Source organism: Nostoc sp. PCC 7107 (assembly GCF_000316625.1).
Classification (GTDB): Bacteria; Cyanobacteriota; Cyanobacteriia; order Cyanobacteriales; family Nostocaceae; genus Nostoc_B.
Genome location: NC_019676.1, coordinates 3,696,168 through 3,718,923, shown reverse-complemented (window position 1 = coordinate 3,718,923; position 22,756 = coordinate 3,696,168). Strand labels below are relative to the sequence as shown.

At 39.8% G+C, this 22,756-nt stretch carries 20 protein-coding genes, 1 tRNA gene and 1 pseudogene; 14 read left to right on the top strand and 8 right to left on the bottom strand.

The window, feature by feature from the left end:
- Positions 1–488: 488 nt before the first annotated feature.
- Positions 489–2,372 carry an iron uptake porin gene (locus NOS7107_RS16095; protein ID WP_015114016.1) on the top strand — a complete coding sequence of 628 codons (1,884 nt, stop codon included), beginning with the start codon at positions 489–491 and terminating at the stop codon, positions 2,370–2,372.
- Between the two features lie 326 nt (positions 2,373–2,698).
- Here the strand turns inward: NOS7107_RS16095 and NOS7107_RS16090 are convergent, their stop codons facing one another.
- A complete protein-coding gene (locus tag NOS7107_RS16090) occupies positions 2,699–2,890 on the bottom strand; it encodes a hypothetical protein (protein WP_015114015.1) in 192 nt (63 codons plus the stop codon).
- Positions 2,891–3,315: 425 nt separating this feature from the next.
- Here NOS7107_RS16090 and thrC point away from each other — a divergent pair, with 425 nt between their 5' ends.
- The 7 genes from thrC to NOS7107_RS16055 all read left to right on the top strand — a co-directional run bounded on the left by thrC (position 3,316) and on the right by NOS7107_RS16055 (position 10,500).
- A complete protein-coding gene (gene thrC, locus NOS7107_RS16085; RefSeq protein ID WP_015114014.1) occupies positions 3,316–4,407 on the top strand; it encodes a threonine synthase in 1,092 nt (363 codons plus the stop codon).
- 221 nt (positions 4,408–4,628) lie between these two features.
- Positions 4,629–7,262, top strand: a complete 2,634-nt coding sequence (locus NOS7107_RS16080) for a PAS domain S-box protein (RefSeq protein WP_015114013.1) — start codon at positions 4,629–4,631, stop codon at positions 7,260–7,262.
- 2 nt (positions 7,263–7,264) lie between these two features.
- On the top strand, positions 7,265–8,938 hold the full coding sequence (locus NOS7107_RS16075) for a response regulator (protein ID WP_015114012.1): 1,674 nt from the start codon (positions 7,265–7,267) through the stop codon (positions 8,936–8,938).
- Positions 8,939–9,040: 102 nt separating this feature from the next.
- Entirely contained in the window at positions 9,041–9,277 is a 237-nt protein-coding gene (locus tag NOS7107_RS16070) for a DNA-directed RNA polymerase subunit omega (protein ID WP_015114011.1), read from the top strand.
- A gap of 117 nt (positions 9,278–9,394) precedes the next feature.
- Positions 9,395–9,961: a hypothetical protein gene (locus tag NOS7107_RS16065; protein ID WP_015114010.1), complete on the top strand. Its 567-nt coding sequence runs from the start codon at positions 9,395–9,397 to the stop codon at positions 9,959–9,961.
- 49 nt (positions 9,962–10,010) lie between these two features.
- A complete protein-coding gene (locus NOS7107_RS16060; protein ID WP_015114009.1) occupies positions 10,011–10,376 on the top strand; it encodes a DUF1818 family protein in 366 nt (121 codons plus the stop codon).
- A gap of 50 nt (positions 10,377–10,426) precedes the next feature.
- Positions 10,427–10,500: transfer RNA gene (locus NOS7107_RS16055), tRNA-Pro, on the top strand.
- A gap of 316 nt (positions 10,501–10,816) precedes the next feature.
- On the opposite strand, the gene NOS7107_RS16050 is transcribed toward NOS7107_RS16055, so the two are convergent.
- Complete coding sequence (locus tag NOS7107_RS16050) at positions 10,817–11,629, bottom strand: IS5 family transposase (RefSeq protein ID WP_015111366.1); 813 nt, start codon at positions 11,627–11,629, stop codon at positions 10,817–10,819.
- A 239-nt stretch (positions 11,630–11,868) separates the two neighbouring features.
- Between NOS7107_RS16050 and NOS7107_RS16045 the strand changes: the two genes are divergently transcribed.
- Positions 11,869–12,942 (top strand): DUF1350 family protein, encoded by a 1,074-nt coding sequence (locus NOS7107_RS16045; RefSeq protein ID WP_015114008.1) that lies wholly within the window; start codon positions 11,869–11,871, stop codon positions 12,940–12,942.
- A gap of 507 nt (positions 12,943–13,449) precedes the next feature.
- On the opposite strand, the gene psb28 is transcribed toward NOS7107_RS16045, so the two are convergent.
- From psb28 to NOS7107_RS16020, 4 genes are all read right to left on the bottom strand, one after another.
- On the bottom strand, positions 13,450–13,815 hold the full coding sequence (gene psb28 / locus NOS7107_RS16035) for a photosystem II reaction center protein Psb28 (RefSeq protein ID WP_015114006.1): 366 nt from the start codon (positions 13,813–13,815) through the stop codon (positions 13,450–13,452).
- An 11-nt stretch (positions 13,816–13,826) separates the two neighbouring features.
- Entirely contained in the window at positions 13,827–15,380 is a 1,554-nt protein-coding gene (locus NOS7107_RS16030) for a serine hydrolase (protein ID WP_015114005.1), read from the bottom strand.
- A gap of 165 nt (positions 15,381–15,545) precedes the next feature.
- Positions 15,546–16,286, bottom strand: a complete 741-nt coding sequence (locus NOS7107_RS16025; RefSeq protein WP_015114004.1) for an RNA methyltransferase — start codon at positions 16,284–16,286, stop codon at positions 15,546–15,548.
- Between the two features lie 121 nt (positions 16,287–16,407).
- Positions 16,408–17,484, bottom strand: coding sequence for a PEP-CTERM sorting domain-containing protein (locus tag NOS7107_RS16020; protein WP_015114003.1), 1,077 nt, complete (start codon positions 17,482–17,484; stop codon positions 16,408–16,410).
- 634 nt (positions 17,485–18,118) lie between these two features.
- Between NOS7107_RS16020 and NOS7107_RS16015 the strand changes: the two genes are divergently transcribed.
- The gene (locus NOS7107_RS16015; RefSeq protein ID WP_015114002.1) at positions 18,119–18,562 is read left to right on the top strand and encodes a hypothetical protein; all 444 of its coding nucleotides are present in this window, start codon (positions 18,119–18,121) and stop codon (positions 18,560–18,562) included.
- A gap of 118 nt (positions 18,563–18,680) precedes the next feature.
- Here the strand turns inward: NOS7107_RS16015 and NOS7107_RS16010 are convergent, their stop codons facing one another.
- Complete coding sequence (locus NOS7107_RS16010; RefSeq protein ID WP_015114001.1) at positions 18,681–19,010, bottom strand: low molecular weight protein tyrosine phosphatase family protein; 330 nt, start codon at positions 19,008–19,010, stop codon at positions 18,681–18,683.
- A 30-nt stretch (positions 19,011–19,040) separates the two neighbouring features.
- A complete protein-coding gene (locus NOS7107_RS16005; protein ID WP_015114000.1) occupies positions 19,041–19,277 on the bottom strand; it encodes a hypothetical protein in 237 nt (78 codons plus the stop codon).
- Between the two features lie 296 nt (positions 19,278–19,573).
- Between NOS7107_RS16005 and NOS7107_RS16000 the strand changes: the two genes are divergently transcribed.
- The 4 genes and pseudogenes from NOS7107_RS16000 (at position 19,574) to NOS7107_RS15985 (ending at position 22,755) form a co-directional block, all read left to right on the top strand.
- Positions 19,574–20,005, top strand: coding sequence for a DUF6006 family protein (locus NOS7107_RS16000; protein WP_015113999.1), 432 nt, complete (start codon positions 19,574–19,576; stop codon positions 20,003–20,005).
- Positions 20,006–20,176: 171 nt separating this feature from the next.
- Positions 20,177–20,686 (top strand): methylated-DNA--[protein]-cysteine S-methyltransferase, encoded by a 510-nt coding sequence (locus tag NOS7107_RS15995; protein WP_015113998.1) that lies wholly within the window; start codon positions 20,177–20,179, stop codon positions 20,684–20,686.
- Positions 20,687–20,927: 241 nt separating this feature from the next.
- A pseudogene (locus NOS7107_RS15990) lies at positions 20,928–21,506 on the top strand (TIGR02587 family membrane protein); the annotation flags it as partial.
- A gap of 103 nt (positions 21,507–21,609) precedes the next feature.
- Complete coding sequence (locus NOS7107_RS15985) at positions 21,610–22,755, top strand: IS4 family transposase (RefSeq protein ID WP_015110984.1); 1,146 nt, start codon at positions 21,610–21,612, stop codon at positions 22,753–22,755.
- Position 22,756 lies beyond the last annotated feature (1 nt).

Here is a 22,756-nt window from a genome sequence, read left to right as displayed (position 1 = left end):
TCTCAAGGGTAGAATCAACCATAAATTCAAACTGCTTAAAGTAACTAATTTACTCATCAAATCGCTTTTTATAGCTGTCAAATAGTTCACTAATCTGATGCGGCTCTGATAGCAGTGTTTCTCGTTCATCACGGAAGATGCGATCGCTTTTTGTATAAGACAACAATTACCAACTATACTGAAAATCTATCAATAAAGTTGGTATTTTGGCAGTAAGATATCCTATGTACTTACCCTAAGTTCAACAAGCGCTAAGTAGAACGATGCAAATAAACAGAAGTATGTAACGAAAAGCAAAGTTACCTAAAACTCTCTTCCCTTCTGCCTCCTGATGTATTTTCCTGCTTTTGTTGTTAACATTTCCAGACAACTTAAGTTGAACAATTTTTAAACCAACCTTAACCATGATAAAGTGATACTACCAACTCTTTTGGTAAGTATATACTTTTACAAATCTTGATGTGTAATATATATCAGGGGTGAGGCGTATGAACAGTATTTTATACAGTGCTGTATGGATAACTCCAATACTGGTGATTACTAGTGTCGTCACAAGTAAAAAAGTGCTGGCAAATCCTGTTAGAGCAAATAGCAATATACAGGCAGAAAGTATCAATTTAATCCAACCACAACAAACTCTGATTGCTCAAACAGATGTTGAAGCTAAACAAGATGATGTATCAGAATTAACACAGCAGAATGATAATTCCGATACAATGAATCAAGTAACATCCGTATCACAACTATCAGATGTGCAACCTACAGATTGGGCATTCCAAGCTCTGCAATCTTTAGTTGAGAGATATGGATGTATTGCAGGTTATCCCGATAGTACATATCGTGGTAATCGCGCGATGACGCGTTATGAGTTTGCGGCTGGGTTAAATGCTTGCTTGGAAAAAATTAATGAATTAATTGCCACCAGTACCGCTGATGCTGTTAAAAAGGAAGACCTGGAAAGCCTACAAAAACTGCAACAAGAATTTGCCGATGGTCTAGTAGAGTTGCGCGGTAGAATCGATCCGCTAGAAGCACGTACCGCCGAACTAGAAGCCAATCAATTTTCCACCACAACCAAATTATCAGGGGATGTAATTGTCACCTTTGGGGGTGTATATGGTGATGAAAAAGCTTTAACTTCCGATGCGTGGCGGACTATCAATAATACACCAGGTGGAAATAGAGCAGCCAGAGAAGCCACCGCCTATAGAAGTGCAGGCGGGCGCGACTTGGAAGACAATACAATATTGGCTGACCGAGTGCGAATAATATTTGATTCGAGTTTTTCTGGTCAAGACCGCTTGCGGCTGATATTGAGAGCAAATAATACTCTAGCTTTTAATGCGACAAATCAAGTCTCCGGGACAAATATGACACGGTTGGCTTGGGATACAACTCTTGAACCAGATAACAGTTTTGGAGTTGCCAAGTTATTTTATAACTTTCCAGTTGGGGATAAGTTGAATGTGACTGTTGACGCAATTGGCGGTTCATTTTTCGATAATTTCAACACTGTTAACCCCCTATTCTCAGCTGCAACAACTGGTGCTATTTCGCGGTTTGGTCGTTTTGCACCAATTTATCGTGCAAGTAACTCTGGACTGGCGGTTGGTAGAGGTTCTGGTATCAGTGCTATCTTCAAGCTGAGTGATGCTATTACCTTCTCAGGCGGTTATATAGCGAGAAATGCCGAAAGTCCCCTTGATGGTAGAGGTTTGTTTGATGGTAGTTATGGTGCTTTGGGACAGGTAGCATTTCAACCAAATAAAAACTTGACGCTGGCTTTAACTTACGCCCACTCTTACTTTAGTGCTGTTGATGGTAATGGAGTTGCAACTGGTGATGTGAATGTCTCTGGTTCCGAAGGAAGTACCTTTGCAAATAATCCTTTTGGGACAACTGCAATTCCAATTGCTACATCAGCCAATCACTACGGTATTCAAAGTAGTTATAAGTTGAGTGATAAATTCATCTTATCTGGTTGGGTGGGTTATACTCAGGCGATCGCCGAAACAAATTCTGGGAGAAACCCCGTAACCAACACCGTCAATAGAGGCGATAAAGCAGATATTTGGAATTGGGCTGTTACTTTAGGATTTCCCGACTTGGGTAAAAAAGGTAATGTCGGGGGGATTATCTTCGGTCAACCGCCGAAGGTGACAAGTAATGATTACGGGGCGCAAACTCTCACCGCTACAAGTGCGCGTCGGGAAGATAGCGACACTTCCTATCATCTAGAAGCTTTGTATCGCTATCAGGTGAACAGCAATATTTCAATCACACCAGGGTTTATTGTCCTGTTTAACCCTGAACACAATAGCAATAACGACACCATCTATGTCGGTACTATTCGGACAACTTTCCGTTTTTAGATAATAGATTCTAAAAGTTCTCATTCAAGCTGTTTGATGATGAAACTGCTCAGACAGCTTGATTTTGTCTGAGGATCTGTAAACTAAGTCACAGATGCAGAAAATCAGTATTTTACTCCTATCATCATTATTTTTGATAGTGGTAATGTTATCTATACAAGATTTTAAACATCGATACGCAAAGAGTTTTTATCGCGATCGCCACAATTCGCTTTTCTCGTAGACAATGCCAAAAATTACGGTTTTAAATTTTAGTTAGATAAAAATCAACGCTTTAAATTCGCGCTGTGCTAAGAATCAGGCGATCGCTTTTGATAAAACTGAATTTATTCTTCTTCTGGATGAGCAGCTGCTAACTTCTGATCTTTCAAGTTTTGCAATTGCTGTAACAGAGAATCTACTTCCGCTTCCAGGTTTTTCAACTTTGCTTGCTGATCTGCTTGATAGTAGGACTTGTTCAGATCACTGATTAAAGTAGCTTGAGACTGCCGTTCTGAAACACTAGATAATGTAGACATTGCTTACTAAGTATAGATACACAACTCAACTCACACCAACATTAAATATTATAGTAATGTCGGTTTAAGGTTTGTTAAATTATTGTATAGTTTTTATCACATCATCTGATAGGTTACAAGTTTTATGATAAGCGACAGCGATGAGAAATTAATGTTCCTCTGTTCCTATCACTACAAAAAATTAAGAGTTTGTGTGCTTGAGGGTGTAGAAGTTTGAGCTTTAAGAGAGTTCCTATTCGGGTTTAGGTGAGCAGGGGGTTATGATAAACTAACAATCTGCACAAAATAAAAATCTTCTCAAAAACTACACCAAACAAAGATAATATTTTTCTGGAATACAAAGTGTAAACCGTGGAGAAACAAAGCTAAATACTAGCTTTCATCATCCATACCCATAAATCTTTAGTGAAAAACTGTTAAAACCTGTGACTGTGAGCTTGTCTGTTGCTAAATCTCATCGCCAACCTTGGCCCGGACTGATAGAAGCCTATCGTGAGTACTTACCTGTCAGTGACAATACACCCATTGTTACCTTGTTAGAGGGCAACACTCCCTTGATTCCGGTGCCGGCGATCGCAGAACGCATTGGTAGACAAGTCAGCGTATTTGTCAAGTACGACGGTCTCAACCCAACAGGCAGTTTTAAAGACCGAGGGATGACAATGGCCATATCCAAGGCCAAGGAAGCTGGCGCAAAAGCAGTAATTTGCGCGAGTACAGGTAACACTTCCGCCGCCGCCGCCGCTTATGCCAAACGTGGGGGGATGAATGCTTTTGTTTTGATTCCTGATGGTTATGTAGCTCTGGGCAAATTAGCGCAGGCTTTATTATATGGAGCAGAAGTCCTGGCAATTCAAGGGAATTTTGACCGCGCCTTAGAAATTGTCCGGGAAATGGCCGAGAGCTATCCCATAACTTTAGTCAATTCCGTTAATCCCTACCGTTTAGAAGGACAAAAAACCGGAGCTTTTGAAGTAGTTGATGCTCTGGGTAACGCTCCCGATTGGTTATGTATCCCTGTGGGTAATGCCGGGAATATATCAGCATATTGGATGGGATTTTGTCAATATCATCAAGCTGGTAAATGCGATCGCCTGCCTAAAATGATGGGATTTCAAGCCGCAGGTGCAGCACCCTTAGTTAACGGTAAACCAGTCGCCCATCCCGAAACCATCGCCACAGCCATTCGGATTGGGAATCCGGCTAGTTGGGACAAAGCGATCGCGGCTCAAACTGCTAGTCAAGGAACTTTTCAAGCCGTCACTGATGCCGAAATTCTGAATGCTTATCGGCTTTTGGCTGCATCTGAAGGGATTTTCTGTGAACCAGCCAGCGCCGCTTCTGTAGCCGGATTATTAAAAGTCAAAGACCAAGTACCCACAGGTGCAACAGTGGTTTGTGTACTGACAGGTAATGGACTCAAAGATCCAGATACAGCCATTAAGCATAGTGATAGTAAATTTAAGCAAGGTATCCCCGCCGAATTAACAGCTGTAGCCACAGCAATGGGATTTTAAAGGTTTGGTGATAAGTCAAAAAATTTACCTGTTTTGGGCGAAAAGCGATCGCTGACTCAAACACTAGAACCCCGATTTTTTCAGAAAGTCGGGGTTCTGAAATATCTGTTTAGGTAAAATGCGATCGCTGATTCATGTCCATACATACACCCAAGGTGAAAAATTCAACCTATTCATAGGATAGATATAACCTTTAGGGAACTTGTGTTTGAGAGAAATTTATGTATGAACTTTTTAAAATCCTTTTAACCACTCAACAGTTTATTCCTCACGGTCATTGCTATCTTTGGCAATCAAATTTATTAGGGCTGCATATTGTTTCTGATAGTTTAATTGCACTTGCTTATTATTCAATTCCCTTGACGCTACTTTATTTTGTCCGCCAGCGCCAAGATTTACCATTCAACTGGATATTCTTGCTGTTTGGAACATTTATTATTACCTGCGGCACTACTCACCTGATGGAGATTTGGACGTTATGGTATCCTACCTATTGGGTCAGTGGCGGTATTAAAGCGATCGCGGCTGTAGTATCACTGTACACAGCTTGGGAACTGATATATTTGATGCCCCAAGTACTGGCTTTACCCAGTCCGGCACAATTAGAAGCCGCTAACCAAGAACTCAAGCGAGAAATCAGCGAACGCCAACAAGTAGAACTTGTATTGCAAGAACAAGAAGCGATGTTGCGGCGGATTGGGGATAACCTGCCGAATGGCGCAATTTATAAAGTAATCCGAGAATTAGATGGGAGCGATCGCTTTTACTATCTGAGTGCCGGAATTGCAACAATTATGGAAGTTAGTGCAGCAGATGCACTCAGGGATGCAGGCTTACTCTATCGTCAGTTTATCCCAGAAGACATCCCCCGACTGGAAGCAGCTGTTAATGCGTCAATGCAGCACTTGAGCATTTTTAATATTCAACTCCGAATCTGTACACCCAGTGGTCAAATTAAATGGTGTCATTTTCGTTCCTCACCACGTCAGTTAGAAGATGGTCGAGTCGCTTGGGATGGTTTGGTAGTGGATGTCACCGAACCTAAACGCACTGAAGAAATAGTCCGTAAAAATGAAGCCTTGTTAGAAGAATCCCAGCGAGTCGCGCGTTTGGGTAACTGGGAATATGATTTGTCCACCGGGCAAATTAGCTGGTCAAAAGGGCTGTTTGAGCTTTTTAAACGTGACTCCCAGCTATTAGCTCCCAGCTATGCAGAAAATTTACAACTATATCACCCTGAAGATCGAAAAAAGTTAGCCCAAGCTGTAGAACGTGCTATTTCGACGGGTGAATCTTACAAACTAGTTTTACGTGCTACTAGAACTGACAACGTAGATATTTATGTTGAAGGAATTGGCTATGCTGAGTTTAACGCCCATCAAGAGGTAGTTCGTCTTTACGGTACAGCTCAAGATATTAGCGAACAGCAAGCTGTACTTCGTGAACGCAAACAAGCAGAGCAAGCACTACAAGAGAAAGAACATTTTTTACGCAGTATCTACGATGGCGTGGGACAGTCGATTTTTGTGGTTGATGTTGTAGATAATGATTTTCGTTATGTGGGTTTTAATCCTGCTCATGAAGAACTCACCGGTTTGAGATCAAATGAGGTACAAGGCAAAACCCCAGAACAAGTTCTGCCGCCGCAGTTGGCGGCAATAGTCAGAAAATATTATCAAGATTGTCTCAACGCTGGCACAAGCATTACTTATAACGAATGCTTACCCTTTAGAGGCCAAGAAATTTGGTGGATTACCAATCTTACACCCCTCAGAGATGAAAATTTAAGTATTTATCGCATTGTTGGTAGTTGTATTAATATCACAGAGCAAAAACACGCTCAACAAATGCGAGAACTGCAAGCGGTCATTACTCGCAATATGGCTGAAGGTATTTGCTTGGTTCGCGCCAACGATGGAATTATCGTTTATGCAAATCCTAAATTTGAGAATATGTTTGGCTATGATACCGATGAATTAAACGGTTTACATATATCAATTGTTAATTATGCAGATGATCAAGCTAAAGCAGAAGAGGTGAATCAGGCCATTACTGCGGCTGTTTTAGAATATGGCGAAGCTAGTTATGAAGTCCATAATGTGAAAAAAAATGGTACTCCCTTTTGGTGTAGTGCCACCACCTCTATGTTTGAACATCCTGAATACGGACAAGTTTTCGTTGCTGTTCACCAAGATATTACCGAACAAAAGCAAGCAGAAGAAAAAATCACAGCATCTCTAAAAGAAAAAGAAGTTTTACTTAAAGAAATTCACCATCGTGTCAAAAACAATTTAGGCATTGTGAGCAGCTTATTACAAATGCAATGCCGACGCACACAAGACCCGCAAGCATTAGAAATTCTGCGCGATAGCCAGAACCGCATTGCTTCTATTGCCTTAGTCCATGAAAAACTCTACCGTTCCACAGATTTAGCAAATATTGATTTTGCTCAATACATTCCAGATTTAACAACTCATTTATTCGATTCATACAATATAACTCCCAATTGTATTAAACTAAAAATCCAAGTTAATGATGCCAGCTTAGACATTGAAACAGCCATTCCCTGTGGTTTGATTATCAACGAATTAGTTTCTAACGCTTTAAAATATGCTTTTACTGATCAAAGTACAGGTGAAATTTTAGTTAGCTTAGAACAACAAGAACAGGACAATTTAATCCTGACTATTCGAGATAATGGAATCGGGCTACCTCAAGATTTTGACAGTAGAAACACGAAAACCCTAGGTATTATTCTTGTCCAAGGTTTAGTTAAACAGTTAAGAGGAGAAATTGAGATTAACTCTCAGCAGGGAACAGAATTTAAAATTACTTTTACAAAAAGCAGAGCATGAATATGATGAACATCTCTTCCGATACAAAAAAAACCAACACAGTTCAAGTCTTGGTTGTTGAAGATGAGTATATTCTTGCTATTAACCTACAAGAAAGTTTAGAGTCGCTGGGATACACAGTTGTTGATATTGCTGATACAGCAGAAGCAGCTGTTGCCAAAGCAACCGCATTGCGCCCAAGTATAATTTTAATGGATATCCGGCTGCGAGGTGAGGCTGATGGTATCCAGGCGGCAGAACAAATTTGGAATGATTTGCAAATCCCCATTATTTACGTTACAGGACACTCAGATCAAAGTACTGTAGAACGAGCAACACTGACCTTTCCTTTTGGTTACATTCTCAAACCTATTCGAGAGCAAGAACTATATGTGGCTATTCAAACAGCACTGAATCGCTATGAACGAGAACAGTTTTTGAGTACGGTGCTGCGAGGTATGGGGGATGGGGTGATTGTGGTTGATACGCAGTTGCACATCAAGTATATGAATCAAGTCGCAGAAACTCTGACAGGCTGGCAATTACAAGAAGTGCAAGACCAGATATTAAATCAAGTTTTTCCGATTATTGACGAACAAACTCAGCTACCTGTAGCAAATCCGATTTATGCAGCCCTAGAACAAGAAAGTATTGTATATTTAGGCGATCGCACTTTACTAATTACCAAAGATCAAAAAAGTATTCCTATTGCCGATAGTGCAGCACCTCTGCGTGATAACAATGGTAAGGTTTATGGTGCAGTGATGGTATTGCGGGATGATACGCAACGCCGATTAACTGAAGAACGTAACCTCGCACATGAACGCGCCCGTCAGTTAGAAATCCAAATGCTAGAACAGCAACGGCTGAACCAGTTAAAAGAAGATTTTTTAGCTGCTACTTCTCATGAAATGCGTACGCCGTTATCAAACATGAAAATGGCGATTACTATGCTCGAAAGTATTCTCGATCGCCGGCGCATCATCCAGTCAGGTAAACCTCCAGAAGTAAATGCCGTAGCTCGTTATATCAATATATTACGTTCTGAATGCGAACGTGAGCTAAATTTAGTAGACGATTTATTAAATATGCGTTTCGTTGATGCAGATATGTATCCCTTGGAATTAACTTCCATTCATCTGCAAGACTGGCTACCTCACATTACTGAAAGCTTTCAAGAATTAGCTCAAACTCAGCAACAAATTTTGCAAGTAGACATTCCCCCAGAATTACCTAATATCATTACTGATTTGGCTATCTTGACGCGGATTGTCTCAGAGTTATTAACTAATGCTTACAGATATACTCCCTTGGGAAAAGTTATTGCAGTGACGGCTCAACTCACTACAATTTTGAATTATCCAAACCTTCAAGATAAATTATGTGTTTTGAAAACTCCTGGGATGGAAATCACAGTCAGCAATTTTGGGGTAGAAATCCCAGCGACAGAACAATCTAAAATCTTTGAACCGTTTTATCGTATATCTCAAAATCAAAACCAAGATAAATCTTCGATTTTTGATTTTAATGACCAAGTTCTGCAAAACGAATCTGCACTCAATAGCGGTACAGGTTTAGGGCTGACTTTGGTAAAAAAACTAGTGGAATATTTGCAAGGTGCGATCGCAGTTACTAGTTCTCAAGGTTGGACAAGGTTTACAATTCAGCTACCATTAACCTTGTCAGAAAATTTTTGATTTTAGACTTTATCGCACGAAGAGGCTGCTGGCAACATATATACAAAGCCGTATTTAATTCAGTACTGCTAAACTGGGGAATGTCCCCAAGAACCATTAACTATGCTCAAGCGTTCTAAGTTCGAGACAACCCAATCTCAGATTATGCACCGTGCAGAGGATTTAATTAGTGCGGCCTCGAATCGCTACCGCATCACGGTTCAGGTGGCAAATCGAGCCAAGCGCCGACGTTACGAAGATTTTGAAAGTTCTGAAGATATTATGATGAAGCCTGTTTTAAGGGCAATCATCGAAATGTCTGATGAATTAACTCAACCAGAAATTATTGGTGAAATGTAAAAGTAGTTTTGCGGTAAAGGTGCAGAGTACATGAATATTTGTATGATTGCACCTTTATGCCAAAATCTAGGTTGATGAAAAAAGATCATAATTCTGCGTTGCTCAATTACCCCGCTGATGGTTGTGAAGTTTAATTCAGCATTAATCGTGGCTTTGCTTGTAGGTGGGCTTGTTGTGAGTTTAGGCACAAGTCAATTACACCATACTAGTTTCTTTGGCATTCAGCCTGCCCTAGCTCAAAGAATTAGCCCCTCGGATGTTTGGCAGTTAGTATATCAGCAATTACCAGACCTACCCAAAGAAAACCAGTATGTCAACAAAGAAACTGGCAAAGTTGCTGAAACTAACACTTTAGCTAATCGCTTGATCCGTTATCACGTTTATGTAAAAGAGCGATCGCCCATTTATCGCTTAGACTGGAAGCTAACATTGGCTGATTACCTGGGGGCGAACGAAATTATGTATGACACCACCTATCCAGGTAATGATACATTACGGCAAAATCCGCTTGAGAGCGATCGCGCTGCCATTAACCGCCTCTCTCGTCGTCAACGAGATGCTTTAGTCCAAACCTTAGTCAAAATCTTTAATCCCAATCTCCAAAATACTAGCAACCAGCCTAATCCTACTACTTCCACCACGCCCCAGAAACCCCAAACAGGCGGCGCTGACCTCCTGAAATGATTTTGAATTTATAATCCAAAATCCAAAATCTAAAATCTAAAATTCAAAGATGGAACGTCTCATTAAAAGCGGTGTAGGTTGGCGTATTGGTTGGAACCCTCATGCAGCTGAATATAAAGGGTTGATAGGTACTGATGATTGGGCTATTGAGTTAACCGAAGCTGAGTTGAATGAATTTTGCCGTCTGTTAGCACAGTTAGCAGATACCATGAAACAACTCACAGCCGAATTAATGGATGAAGAAAAGATTGCTTGTGAGGCTGAAAGCGATTTATTATGGATGGAAGTGGAGGGCTATCCCCATGAATATAGTCTGCGCTTCATCCTCAACACAGGACGCTGTGCAGAAGGTAAATGGAATGCCTCCGCTATACCTGGTTTGTTGCAAGCTGCTAGGATGTTGAAGGTTTTTTAAACTTACCCCTTGATTCTCATCAAACTTTGCGATAAAATGATAATTCTGACCGGGGCGTAGCGCAGCTTGGTAGCGCGCCACTTTGGGGTAGTGGAGGTCGTGGGTTCGAATCCCGCCGCTCCGATTTGATAAAATATCTAATCTGCTAATCTTACATCTAAGATTAGCAGATTTTTTAGTACAGGCGTATTTATCATCAAGAGTCCGAATCAGCTTATCCCTCTTTTGTTACTTTCAGTAGAGAATATCTCTACACCTTGTTATCAGGTACACACAAGAAGGATTACCTGCCAAGATCATTAATTTTATATTGAGGCGATCGCAGATTACAACACTACAAGACAAAGCAGGCAATTGTAAATAAAAATTACAAGCAGCGTAATAAGCGGTTAACGTGAAGTATCTAAGAGGGTGTTTGAAAAGTTTTGAGGGGTCAAATTTTATGCCAATCGCCTCACCATGATCCGGATCATAGCAAGGTAGATAAACGTCTCTGATGTTTCTGGCAATAACTCATAGTCTCTGACCAATCGCCGACACCCCATGACCCAACCGAAAGTGCGCTCCACCACCCAACGTTTTTTGAGCAAGACAAAGCCCTTGGTTTGCTCTGGGCGCAACACCACCTGCACAATCCAACGGCAAAAATTCATCACCCACTGCATAAACGGCTCACCGTCAAAGCCGCCATCCACCCAGAGGGTTGTCAAACGAGATACCTGCTTTTGAGACTGTTTTACCCGTTTGAGAACTAGTTTACCTCCCTCGCGTTCACCCACATTGGCAGCCGTGACTAAGACCCGCAAGACTAATCCCAAGGTATCGACCGTCATAAATCGCTTGCGTCCTTTAATTTTCTTACCTGCATCAAAACCCACAGATTGACTTACCATCGCTGCACTCTTGACGCTTTGACTATCGATGATCGCTTCCGATGGGCTTCGATGCCGTTCCTCTTCAATCCGTGTCCACTGCCGCAGGCTATCGTGAATTTTCAACCACGTTCCGTCTTTGCGCCATTTACGAAAATAGCTATATACCGTCTGCCATACAGGAAAGTCACCTGGTAGCGTAGGCGTAGCCCGCCGTAGGCATCGCCATCTAACTCCTTCTACCAGCACATAAAAAATTCCGTTAAGGACTTCCCATATATCAACTTCACGCTTGCGACCCCCAGGTTTTGGTTCTGGAATCATGTCACTCAGAAATTCATATTGAACACGGGTCAGATTGCTGGGGTATGCTTTACTCATGTTGCTCTCTCAGTGCTGTCTACTATCTATTCACAGCGTATACTGAGAGGGCTTTTTTACCATCTCTCCGACTTTTCAAACAGCCTCTAATGACAAACCACAAACAAACATAAATACTGCAACTTCTAAATCAAATGAGATTCTGAGAAGTTATCTAATTTTATCTGGACAGATGATTACTAATGTGTGTTCTCAGTCATGAGAACACCCTAAATTTGTACTGTTATTAAATTACAAACATGACGAATTTAAAGTTGAGATTTAAACCTGTTTCTTTTAGCTGGGTAGCACTACATCCACAACCTAAAGGAGTAATTCAATTTATTGGTGGGGCTTTTTTTGGTACATTCGGCCCGATGTTTTTTTATCGCCATCTGCTGGAATGTATATTTAAGCAAGGCTATACAATCATTCTCCTGCCATTTAACTTTACTTTTGACCATTATGCAGAGGCGGGGTTTCTCATCAAAGAACAATATAAACTCATCCCAGAATTAGTTAGAATGGCAGAATTAGCAGGTTATGAGTACAAAACCTACCTAGACGATTCTAACTTTTCGTGGATAGGTCATAGTATTGGTTGTAAATATATTGCACTCTTAGAAGCATTCAGCGCTTTACCTGAAAAACAAGACCAACTAGAAGCGTTTATTTGGAAAATAGTCAAACAAACTTCTGGTAATTTATCTCCAGAAAAACAAGCTAAAAAAGTGCAAAGTATTGTCAATGATTTAGAAAATCTCCGTCGTGACTTAGAAAATCAACGTACACAAGCTAAAGAATTAACATCTTATTATGTCAATCAAGATGTAGATCAAAGTCAAATTAATTTTGATGAATCAAATGTCAAAATTAACAGCTTATTTATTAAAAGCCAAGCATCTCTATTATTAGCACCAGTCAATACTGGTCTAGACAGTGCCATTAAACCTAAAGCTTTAGCAGATTTTATTATCAGACTTGGTTTTAATGTCAAACCAACCCCCACAGAAACCGAAGCTTTAATCGAAAACAGCAATTTATTTAATTTACTGGGCTTAGTTTATTTTCCTTTAGACAATATCGGCAAATCTACACGGGAGTGGTTCTTTAATCATTTGAAAAAGCCCCCAGAAGATTTTCGCGCTAAACTTAAAGGGGGACATTTACGACCTTTAGGATTACGTCTAGGAAATTTAGTTTTTAATTTTCCCGATACTTTTTCTGTTCCGCCTATTGAAGTTGTCAACCAAAGAAATGCAGAATTTGAAGTTTACGTACTGAAATTACTGAATTATCTAGAACAAAAGCGCCAAGACCATAAGAAAAAGTAATCGATTTGGTTTAGGGGTGCAAGGCTTTGTATACCTAATAGAGTACTCCCTAAAACCCTGACACCCTTACTCGCAGTTTCACCACCTATTCACCTAGATGAGTACCATTCGCCGCTGCTTTTTCTTGGAAACAACCTGACCAAGATACTCTCCTGCACCGAGTCCAACCATTCCGGCGCTCACTCCGTACATTGTGTCCCGTCCAAATATTTGAACTCCGAAATACCCTATGGATATGGCCGCTAAGGTGCCTATGGTACTTGCTACAATGATTTGATTGCGTCGCATAAATTTTTATTAACCTTTTAATTGTGATGAATTGTTAATGTTTTCTGTATTGGAAAGAGAACTTCTTATAGTCTTGTTATTTCCCATTATTCATCATCATTAAAATCTTTATTTTTACTTTTGACTTTTGTTTTATTTTACTAGCAAACTATCAAAGAAACACTTTTGATTCCTCAACATCCCTACACCCTAGCTTCTTGGGAGTGAATTAGCAGACAATCAATCTTGATATTCCATCCCATTAGCTTCAGCATACCGCTGCATAAAGCGCATGAAGCGTTCCCAATAATCATCTTGTTCGATTTCAAACTGGCATTCTACCCGTTGTAATTCATCACCTTCATCACCACCAAAAATAAACCGCGTTGAAGAAGGAGTAACACTAATTTCACCTTCTTCATCACTCAACAGCAAGGAATTTAAAGATGGTTTTGTAAAACTATTCAATCCTTCTAAAGCCTGTAATTGGTTGAAAGTCATAGCGACGATGCGTTTACCTGAAACTTTGCCACGTCGCAAACTAACATTACTGAGTTCTTCAAAAATACCTGCGAAAAACTGAATTGAAGGTGTGGTAGATGTCATGATAAATGAAATTATCTTGGGGGGTAATATTGTGATTGTGGATTAACAACGGGTGATTGATAACCACTTATAGGTATGTTGTTAGGTATAGCAGGATTAATTATGGGTGGTTGATAAATATTTGGCGGCATTACACTAGTTGTCGTATTAGGTACTGGAGAACTAATAACTGGGGACGGATAACTAGTTGTGGGGATATTGTTGTTGATGATGTTAGGTGGAGGACTTTGACTCAAGCTTTCGTAAGCCGTACGAGAAATTGAACTGATGAATTTTTCGGCGCGGGGGTCATTATTGGGACGTTTAACCATCACAGAAATGATGTATCGCTTGCCATTGGGAATATCAACTAAACCCGTATCTGCCAGCATTGTGCCAATATCGCCTGTTTTGTGATAAATTCTTGCACCTGCACCTAAACCAGAGGGTAGTAGATTATCTCTTTCTGTACGACGCATAATATCAAGCATGATATCGCGCGATCGCAGACTCACAAAGTTACCTTGATTTACCATCGCCATCAAATTCCCCAATTCTCTGGGACTGGTGATGTTTGTTCCTTGTAAATCTGGTAGTTTATTTTTAATAATTGTTGTTGTGAATCCCCAACTGCGAAAACGCTGATTTAATGCTTCTATGCCTCCCAGCCGAGCAATCAGCATATTTGTGGCTGTATTGTCGCTAATGGTAATCATTTTGGTGGCAACTTCCAAGGCACTGTACTGCGTCCCGACTGGTTTGAATTGGAAATTCCCAGAACCGCCGGCTACCATATCTTGTTGCATGGTCAGCATTTCATCCAGACGGATTTTACCTGCATCAACATCTTGGAAAAACGCTACCAAAATTGGTACTTTAATCGTGCTGGCGGCGGGAAAACCCACGGACGCATTGATATCTACATAACCGCCATTATCTAAATCTACTAAGAAAATCCCAGGGGTGAGGTCTGGGGTGGTTGCGGCTAAATTTTGGACAGTATTTTTGAGTGGGGTAATTTCTTGAGATAGGTATAAACCTGAAGTGGGAATTGCGGGATTAGGAGTGCTTTGTGGCTGAACTTGACCAGAATTATTGGCGTTAGATGATACGGAAGAATTTGAATTGATGCGATTAGCTGGGTCTAAAACTGACAATATTGTACCAACGATCGCACCCATGCCAACTCCTACGATCAACAACCGCAGGATATATAACATCGTTCTGGCCATTGGCTTTAACCGCGTCTTTTTCGACACTCTTCTGGTTACTTTGGGCTGTGGCGGTTTTTGCACCCGCACTGTTTTTACCTTGACAGTGCCGGTTTGGGAGGGAGGAACATTAACTGGTTTCCTGGGGATAGGTTTAACAGCCGTTGGCATAACTAGTCCTTGTCTTGGCCGGGGAACGCCACCGATAGCTATTGCACTAGGCGCAAGCATCGGTTCTCTGATCAGAGGACGTTGCTTTGTTTGCGGAACTTTTGCTTTTTTTGGTTCCACTTTTGGAGCTTTACGCGATCGCTGGCGGCCATTTACGGGTTGTCGCCGCGAGAAAGCTCTTAGTTTGTCACTTGATTCTGTCACTGCTACTCCTTGTGACTCACTCGAATTTTTTCTTGCAGACTCCCGGCCTAAAACTGACTGTTCATGCAGCTGGATGCTGAAATCAACTGTTACTACTCAGTAGTGTGTTTAGTTTAAGCCATATTATCTATTTTGGGGGAGATTGCGTATATATTAATCGATACATCATAAGTTTTCATCATCATTACGATTATTTAGCGCCCATTCTACTTGGCGAAAAACCCCACGCAGCATAGCTACTTCATTAGTTGTGAGTCGAGCGCGATTATATAGCTGCCGAAATTTCTCCATCCGACTAGCTGCTGTATGGGGATAGATATAACCAATATTTAACAGTAGTGATTCTAATTGTTGGTAGTAGGCTTCCACAAGTTCAAAAGGCGCTAATTCTATCTCTTGGGTAGTCTGAGGTTGAGCGATTTCTAATTGTTGCCCCAGTTCGTAACAACAAATCCCGACGGCGGTTGCTAAATTTAAAGATGGATATATGTCACTGGTGGGAATACGAATAAATCGCTGGGCATAATTTAATTCTTCATTACTTAATCCGCGGTCTTCTCGGCCAAAAATGAGGGCAGAGGGTTTTTCTGGTTCTTCTAGTAACCACGGTAAGGCGTTGCGAGGGGTTTCTAGAGGTGTTTCCCAGTCGCGCACACGCGCAGTAGTCGCGATCGCTCTGATACATCCTTGCAACGCCTCTGGTAAAGTCGCCACCACTACCGCAGATTCTAAAATATCTTTAGCATGGACAGCCATTTTCATTGCTTCTGGCGATCGCGGGTCGCATTGGGGGTTAACTAATATTAGGTTATACAAACCGAAATTTTTCATCACACGAGCGATCGCACCCACATTCATTGGGCCAGCTGGTTCTACCAACACAATCCTGACCCCAGTTAATGCCATTTCTTATCTCTCCATATCTTTTACTTTGTGCATTTTACATAAATCGTAATTCCAAACTATAGAAAATTTACGAGTATAAGCAAAAAGTTCGTCTCATACCCCAAACCTATTCTTAGCGTTATTATTCTGTAACTTGAGAAGAACGCAAACGACGTTGACGACGCAAATAAGCTAAACCAACTCCTGCTAACAACGTACCTCCCATTGTGATTGGTTCTGGTACAGGTTCAGCATTTCTGGGAGTTAGTAAGACAGAACCGTAACTCTGACCGTTGTAACCTTGGGCAAGAATTTGCCCTTTATTATTAATGGTGATCGCAGAATTAAAGTTCCATCCTAAACTTGGATCTGTTAGAGTATCTAAATTAAGGGTGCCTGTGCTTTCGCTCCAGAAAAAAGCACCATTACTAGTATCTCCAACTACTTGGCCAGAATCATTAATGGCATTAGGGTAAATATCAGTACTATCGTCTAAAAAGCTAATATCAACTCTACCGCTTTCTTGACTCCATAAAAACCCTCTGGTTGTTGCATCTTTTTCCCAGAAAAATATGACTTGTCCAACATGGTTGATACCTGTTGGTAAATATCTATCTTCACCTGGAAGGAGGTTAAACAAAGTCAATCCTGTTTGTTGAGTCCACAAAAAAGCACCACCTACTGCTGCACCCACTATCTGACCATGATTGTTTATTCTATAGGCAAAAGGCTCTAGCTGTATTGGTGCAATTTCTACTACACCTGTGTCTTGGCTCCACAAAATACTATTCCCTATGCCGTGTTCTACAATTACCTGACCATGATCATTGATATCGTAGGGAGTACTTACAACGCCAACACCATAATAGGCATCTATCTCAGAACCAATATCAGTTATATTCCCATTACTATCCCATAACACAGCCGCAAACCTAGAGACACCTACTACTTGACCATTATTATTAATAGCCCTGGCATAACTATAATTTCTTCCAGGAAGATTACCTAACTGAATTAATCCATCCTTTTGGCTCCAAACAACAGCCTGACTATTGTAACTACCAACTACCTGACCATGATCGTTGATATCCACAGCGGATAATATCGAACCCAAGTCAGTAACATCATACAAAATTGCTGCCATTGCAGAGGTATGGATTCCCAGTGTCATCAACACAGCGCTACCACTGACAATAGCTATATTTTGGATTTTCCACATATAATTTACTCCTTCTGAAATATCAATTTTTAATTACAAGTTTATAAATCTATATTTTGGTAGTCGCGTTGCGTCATTTTTCCCAAAGGTTATATCAAACAAGAATTTTGCGCGAAGTTTTGCAAATGTTTGGATTATAGAATTCAGCGTTTTTTCTTCTGATTAAAGTATTTAATTTTCACAAAAAGTCTATAAAAAGAACACAAAAAATTTATACTCTTCAATACACCTGTTTGTGTTCTTATAAAAAAGATTTCTTTTTATAACAAATCATCTTAATTAATTAAGATTTACATCAAGTTTGATCAACTAAGCCAAAATACATCCAAATACCATAACTTATCAGAAGCTTGTCATTAGTGTTGACAAAGAACAAATTAAAAGCTTCTGATAGTCAAGCGATCGCCTGTGATTTTGCTAAACGAAAAGTATAACTTTAAGTTTTGTTAAATTTGTTACCTTAAATACGCATCTTCAGAAACATGCAGTATAACTTAGCAGGGCGAAAAGTAAGTTAGACGCAAAAGTTAAATCATTATTTAAAACCCATAGCTTTCAGAAGTATTTTTGCTGTGACTGATTTGCTTTATCTGCCTATTGTCTGAGATTAAGATATATGTAGGAGACCCAAAAAATGCAAAGTATTGTTAGAAGAACTATTATACTTTCCACAACAGCAGCGATCGCCGTTATATTTACAGGTTGCGGCGAAAGCAAAGTAGCTCAATGCAATAAAATAATCAAAGTTGCTAATCAAGCAGTAACATTAAGTCAAGAATTGAGCAAAAATCCGCCAAAAGAAAAAGGTTCTAAAGCCTTAACTGAAGTTGCAGGTAAAATAGACACTTTGGCTAATGAAATGAAAGCATTAGAAGTTAAAGATGAAAAACTGCAAGGCTTTCAGGGACGCTTTCTTAAGTTATATCAGGATACGAGTAAGGGTTTTCGTGATACCGCTACAGCTTTTGATAAAAAAAATCTCAAAGCAGCCAATGCTTCTTTAGCATCTTTAAAAAAGAGTAGTAGTGATGAAAGTGCAATAGTTAGTGAAATTAACACCTATTGCTCTGGTAAATAACATTTTTTGTCGGGAAAATGTGCAGAATATAGTGATTATTGTAGAGTGTTCAGATAAATAGTCGAAGATGATTTGTATCTCGCACTGTAATTTAAACCGCTATATTAGCTGCTCTTATTTAATAAGTCCCTAATAAAGGCAGCACTTTTTTCTCTAATATCTCAATTAAAGCTGGTTCCATATATGCAAATTCATCTAGTATATCTAAACAAATAACTTTTTTACCTTTGAGAAAAGGTTGAAAATTTTTTGTCAATTTGCGTTTATGGGACTGTTCCATCACAAAAATAATATCAGCCCATTCAATAGCTTCTGTGGAAACTGGAACTTCCGCGTGGTGATCTAACCCTGCTGAGTCAGTTTCTAGTCCTTCATATTCAGCAAACACCGCCTCAGCAGTAGGACTTCGCAACTTATTTTGACTACAGATAAACAACAGCTTCTTCATTAAATTAATATTCTCATATAGCTACCTTATTTAAATTATAAAAACTATCAAACTGCCAACAGCGCCCCCTGAAAGTCCTCCTACGGTTGCACCTTCGTCAGCCTTATCATGCTTATATTCTTTAATTTCAGGTTCATCTGCATTCTTTACAACTACAGAGACTTGATCCATCGCTAAACCAATATCTCTCAATTCATAAAGTGCCTGTTCTACGTTTCGACGATCAGTAAATACGCCTACAGCACGTTGATTGCGACTTAAAATCATGATGTCTCCTTGTTAGCAGGGAAGGTTAATTACCTGCAAATTTAGTATTTCAGTAGTTGTAATCTTAAATACAAGTTAGTTTAACTGAAAATTATCTTAAGTCATAAAATAAATTCAGTAGACTAATACCTTTGCTAAAGCGGAGAGGCAAGGTAGTTCATCAATCTTCATACTCGTCAATTGGCTAAGGTATTGATATTTATTTTTGATTTTGTAATTAGCTGCATAAATTAGGAATACCAATACATATAAGTGAATAGAAAGTACAGACTAGCCTTAAATACAGGTACAGCAAAATGAAAAACATCACAAAGTTGCTTTTGGGCTTGGCGATTGTTCCCGCAAGTTTGGTATTGATATCGAGTCATGCTAAAGCCAGCCAAATTGCTGGCGAGTGGTTCTTTGGGTTGTGGGATTGTAATATTGACGGTAGACCAGCCCGAATGCAATGGAAGGTAGTAGATGATCCACAAACTAGTTGTAGTGGAGATGTCTGCTCTACTACTTCAGGCGTGCGTCTGGTTGGGCGATTTAGTGACAACGGTAGTGCGTGGGTTCCTTTAGCAAAGCGTTTTTCCAACAGCCGAAAACAGGATTTAGGTATTCGTTATTTAGGTGCAGAGCAAGATAATTGGTATCTGAGATACAACAGTCGTACCAAGATTGCTGATGGTTGGACAACATGGCGAGGGAATCGTTACCCCCTACAATGCCGCAATCGCAGATAAGTAAGCTGGTGTGGGTTCAAGTTGCACATTCTCTATTGAACATGGTCATGAGTCATTTGTTTTTTATCAAGACAAATGACTAACAACAAAGCACAAAGTTTGAGCGCTGATTTCCGGCGTTCAAATTTTGTCAGGTACAATTATTTCTGCGATGTGAGTACTCAATAAAATATGCAATTAGTAATTGACAAAATCAATTCCGCGATTGGCACAATTTTAATTGTCACGAATAGGGAAAAACTTTGCGCTCTGGACTTTGCTGATTATGAGCCAAGAATGCTGAAGTTGCTTAATAAGCGTTATGGCAGTTTTGATTTTCAGTATCTCAAAAATCCCCAAGGTTTTAGTAATCAAATTCAAGCTTATTTTGATGGCGATCGCACAAGTTTAAATAATATTCCCATCAGTACTGGTGGAACTGTGTTTCAACAGCAAGTGTGGCTTGCATTGCGAACAATTCCTTGGGGTACAACCATTGCTTATGCTGAGTTAGCCGCAAGAATTGGTAAGCCAAAGGCTTATCGCGCTGTTGGGATGGCAAATTCACTTAATCCCATCGCACTTGTACTTCCTTGTCATCGAGTTGTTGGCGCGAATGCTGCACTGACTGGTTATGCAGGAGGGTTAGAGCGTAAGCGTTGGTTGCTCAATCATGAAGATTGCGAACTACTACAGAATTGAAAATTTAGGAGCTAGAATTCTGAAGAATAGGCTGTATATTCGATCTTTATTCCTAAAGTAAATTTAGGAATAAATTTTACATTTACACCACTAAAAAGCAATTTTTTGTCTATCTATCAAAAGAAGTAGTTAAATAATATATTTATAAAATAACCAACGATAGATGTGAAAAGTATCTATTCATGAGAAATATTACAACATATAAAAATCTGAAAATCAAATAATCAGGTACATATTAGTAGTGGCTAAAAAACAAGATAAAAATAGTTGGAAACAAGAAATAAATGATATTGTACGTGGTATTTGTGGAGGTTTTTTATTTGGGATTCCTCTAATCTATACTATGGAAGTATGGTGGATTGGCTCACTCGCAAAACCAAGATTAACAGCAATGGCGATCGCCTTCATGTTTATTGTAGTTTTTTTACTCAATTATACAGATGGTTTTCGTAAGCGCAGAAATGCCTGGCGACTTGATGAAGCCGCAATAGATACTGTAGAAGCAATGGCAATTGGATTTGTTTGTTCTGCGTTTATGTTGTGGTTATTGCAAGAAATCACCCCAGAAACATCATTAAAAGAATCCCTAGGAAAAATTGTCTATGAAGGTGTTCCATTTACTCTGGGTGTGGCATTAGCTAACCAGTTTCTCCAAGCAGGTAATCAAAATAATTCTACATCAGATAGTCATAAAGGTAATGGTAATAGCAAACATCAGCAAAATAATTTGCACGCCACATTAGCTGATTTAGGTGCAACAGTGATAGGTGCAATTGTGATTGCTTTTAATATTGCCCCAACTGATGAAGTTCCTATGCTGAAGGGGTGACAAAGCGGCTGAAGCCAAGAAAATAGAGGAGCGTGACCGTTTTGGGGTAAAAAAAGATAGGTCAGGTATTCTCAACAAGACCTATCAAATGATAATGTTACCTAAATTCTACCAAAACTGCTTTCAAAATGTACTGACACCCGCACAGTACAAGATGCTAGAAATCTTACTAATGCTATTGCAATTTCATAAAACTGTGACAATTGAGAAACTAGCAACAGTATTTCCACAACCGATAAAATTTGAAAGTCGGAGGCGGAGTATACAAAGATTTTTACTACTACCTCAGTTGTCGATTCCATATCTGTGGTTTCCCCTGCTCAAACGATGGGTGAAAAATAGTCTGAAAAGAGGAGAGAAACGGCTAATATTTGCGATTGATAGAACACAATGGCGTTCACAAAATGTATTTGTAATTAGTTTAATAGAACAAAAAAGAGCAATACCTGTGTACTGGCTATTGTTACCTAAAAAAGGATGTAGCAATTTGGGAGAGCAGAAAAAATTAATTCGTCCACTATTGCAGTTATTTAAGGGATATCAAATGCTGGTACTGGGAGATAGAGAATTCCACAGTATAAAACTAGCAAATTGGTTACATAGCAAGGGCATTGACTTTGTATTGCGTCAGAAACAAGGTACTTATATTCGGCAAGAAAACCAATCACACCAACGCTTACAATCTTTGGGATTAACTCCTGGCATCTCGTTTTTTTTGACAGGGATTCAAGCAACTAAACAGAAAGGGTTTGCCAATTTTAATCTCGCCGGATATTACAAGCGCAAATATCGTGGAGTTGTTGAGCCTGCTGGCTGGTTTTTATTAACTAACCTTGATAGTCTCAAAGATGCCATTAAAGCATTTAAGTTGCGGAGTGGTATCGAAGCCATGTTTAAAGATTGTAAAACTGGAGGGTATAATCTCGAATCTACTTATGCTGATGGTCAACGTTTGATAGCACTGATTTTATTAATTGCTATTGCCTATACTTGTGCTATTTTAGTTGGTCGTAATTCTCGCTCCTCTGGACTACAAAAATATGTTGGTCGTCTGAAGGAGTTACAACGATTGCACCGCCGACATAGTGCTTTTTGGATTGGTTTGTATGGTCAGTTATGGGTAGGGGCAATGGAATTTTGGGCTGATTTAGCTCATGAATTGATGCGCCTCAAGCCCAGTAAACTGCCATATTTTCAACAAGGTCTACGGGCTATGACTCTTATCCAGTCTGCTTTATAAC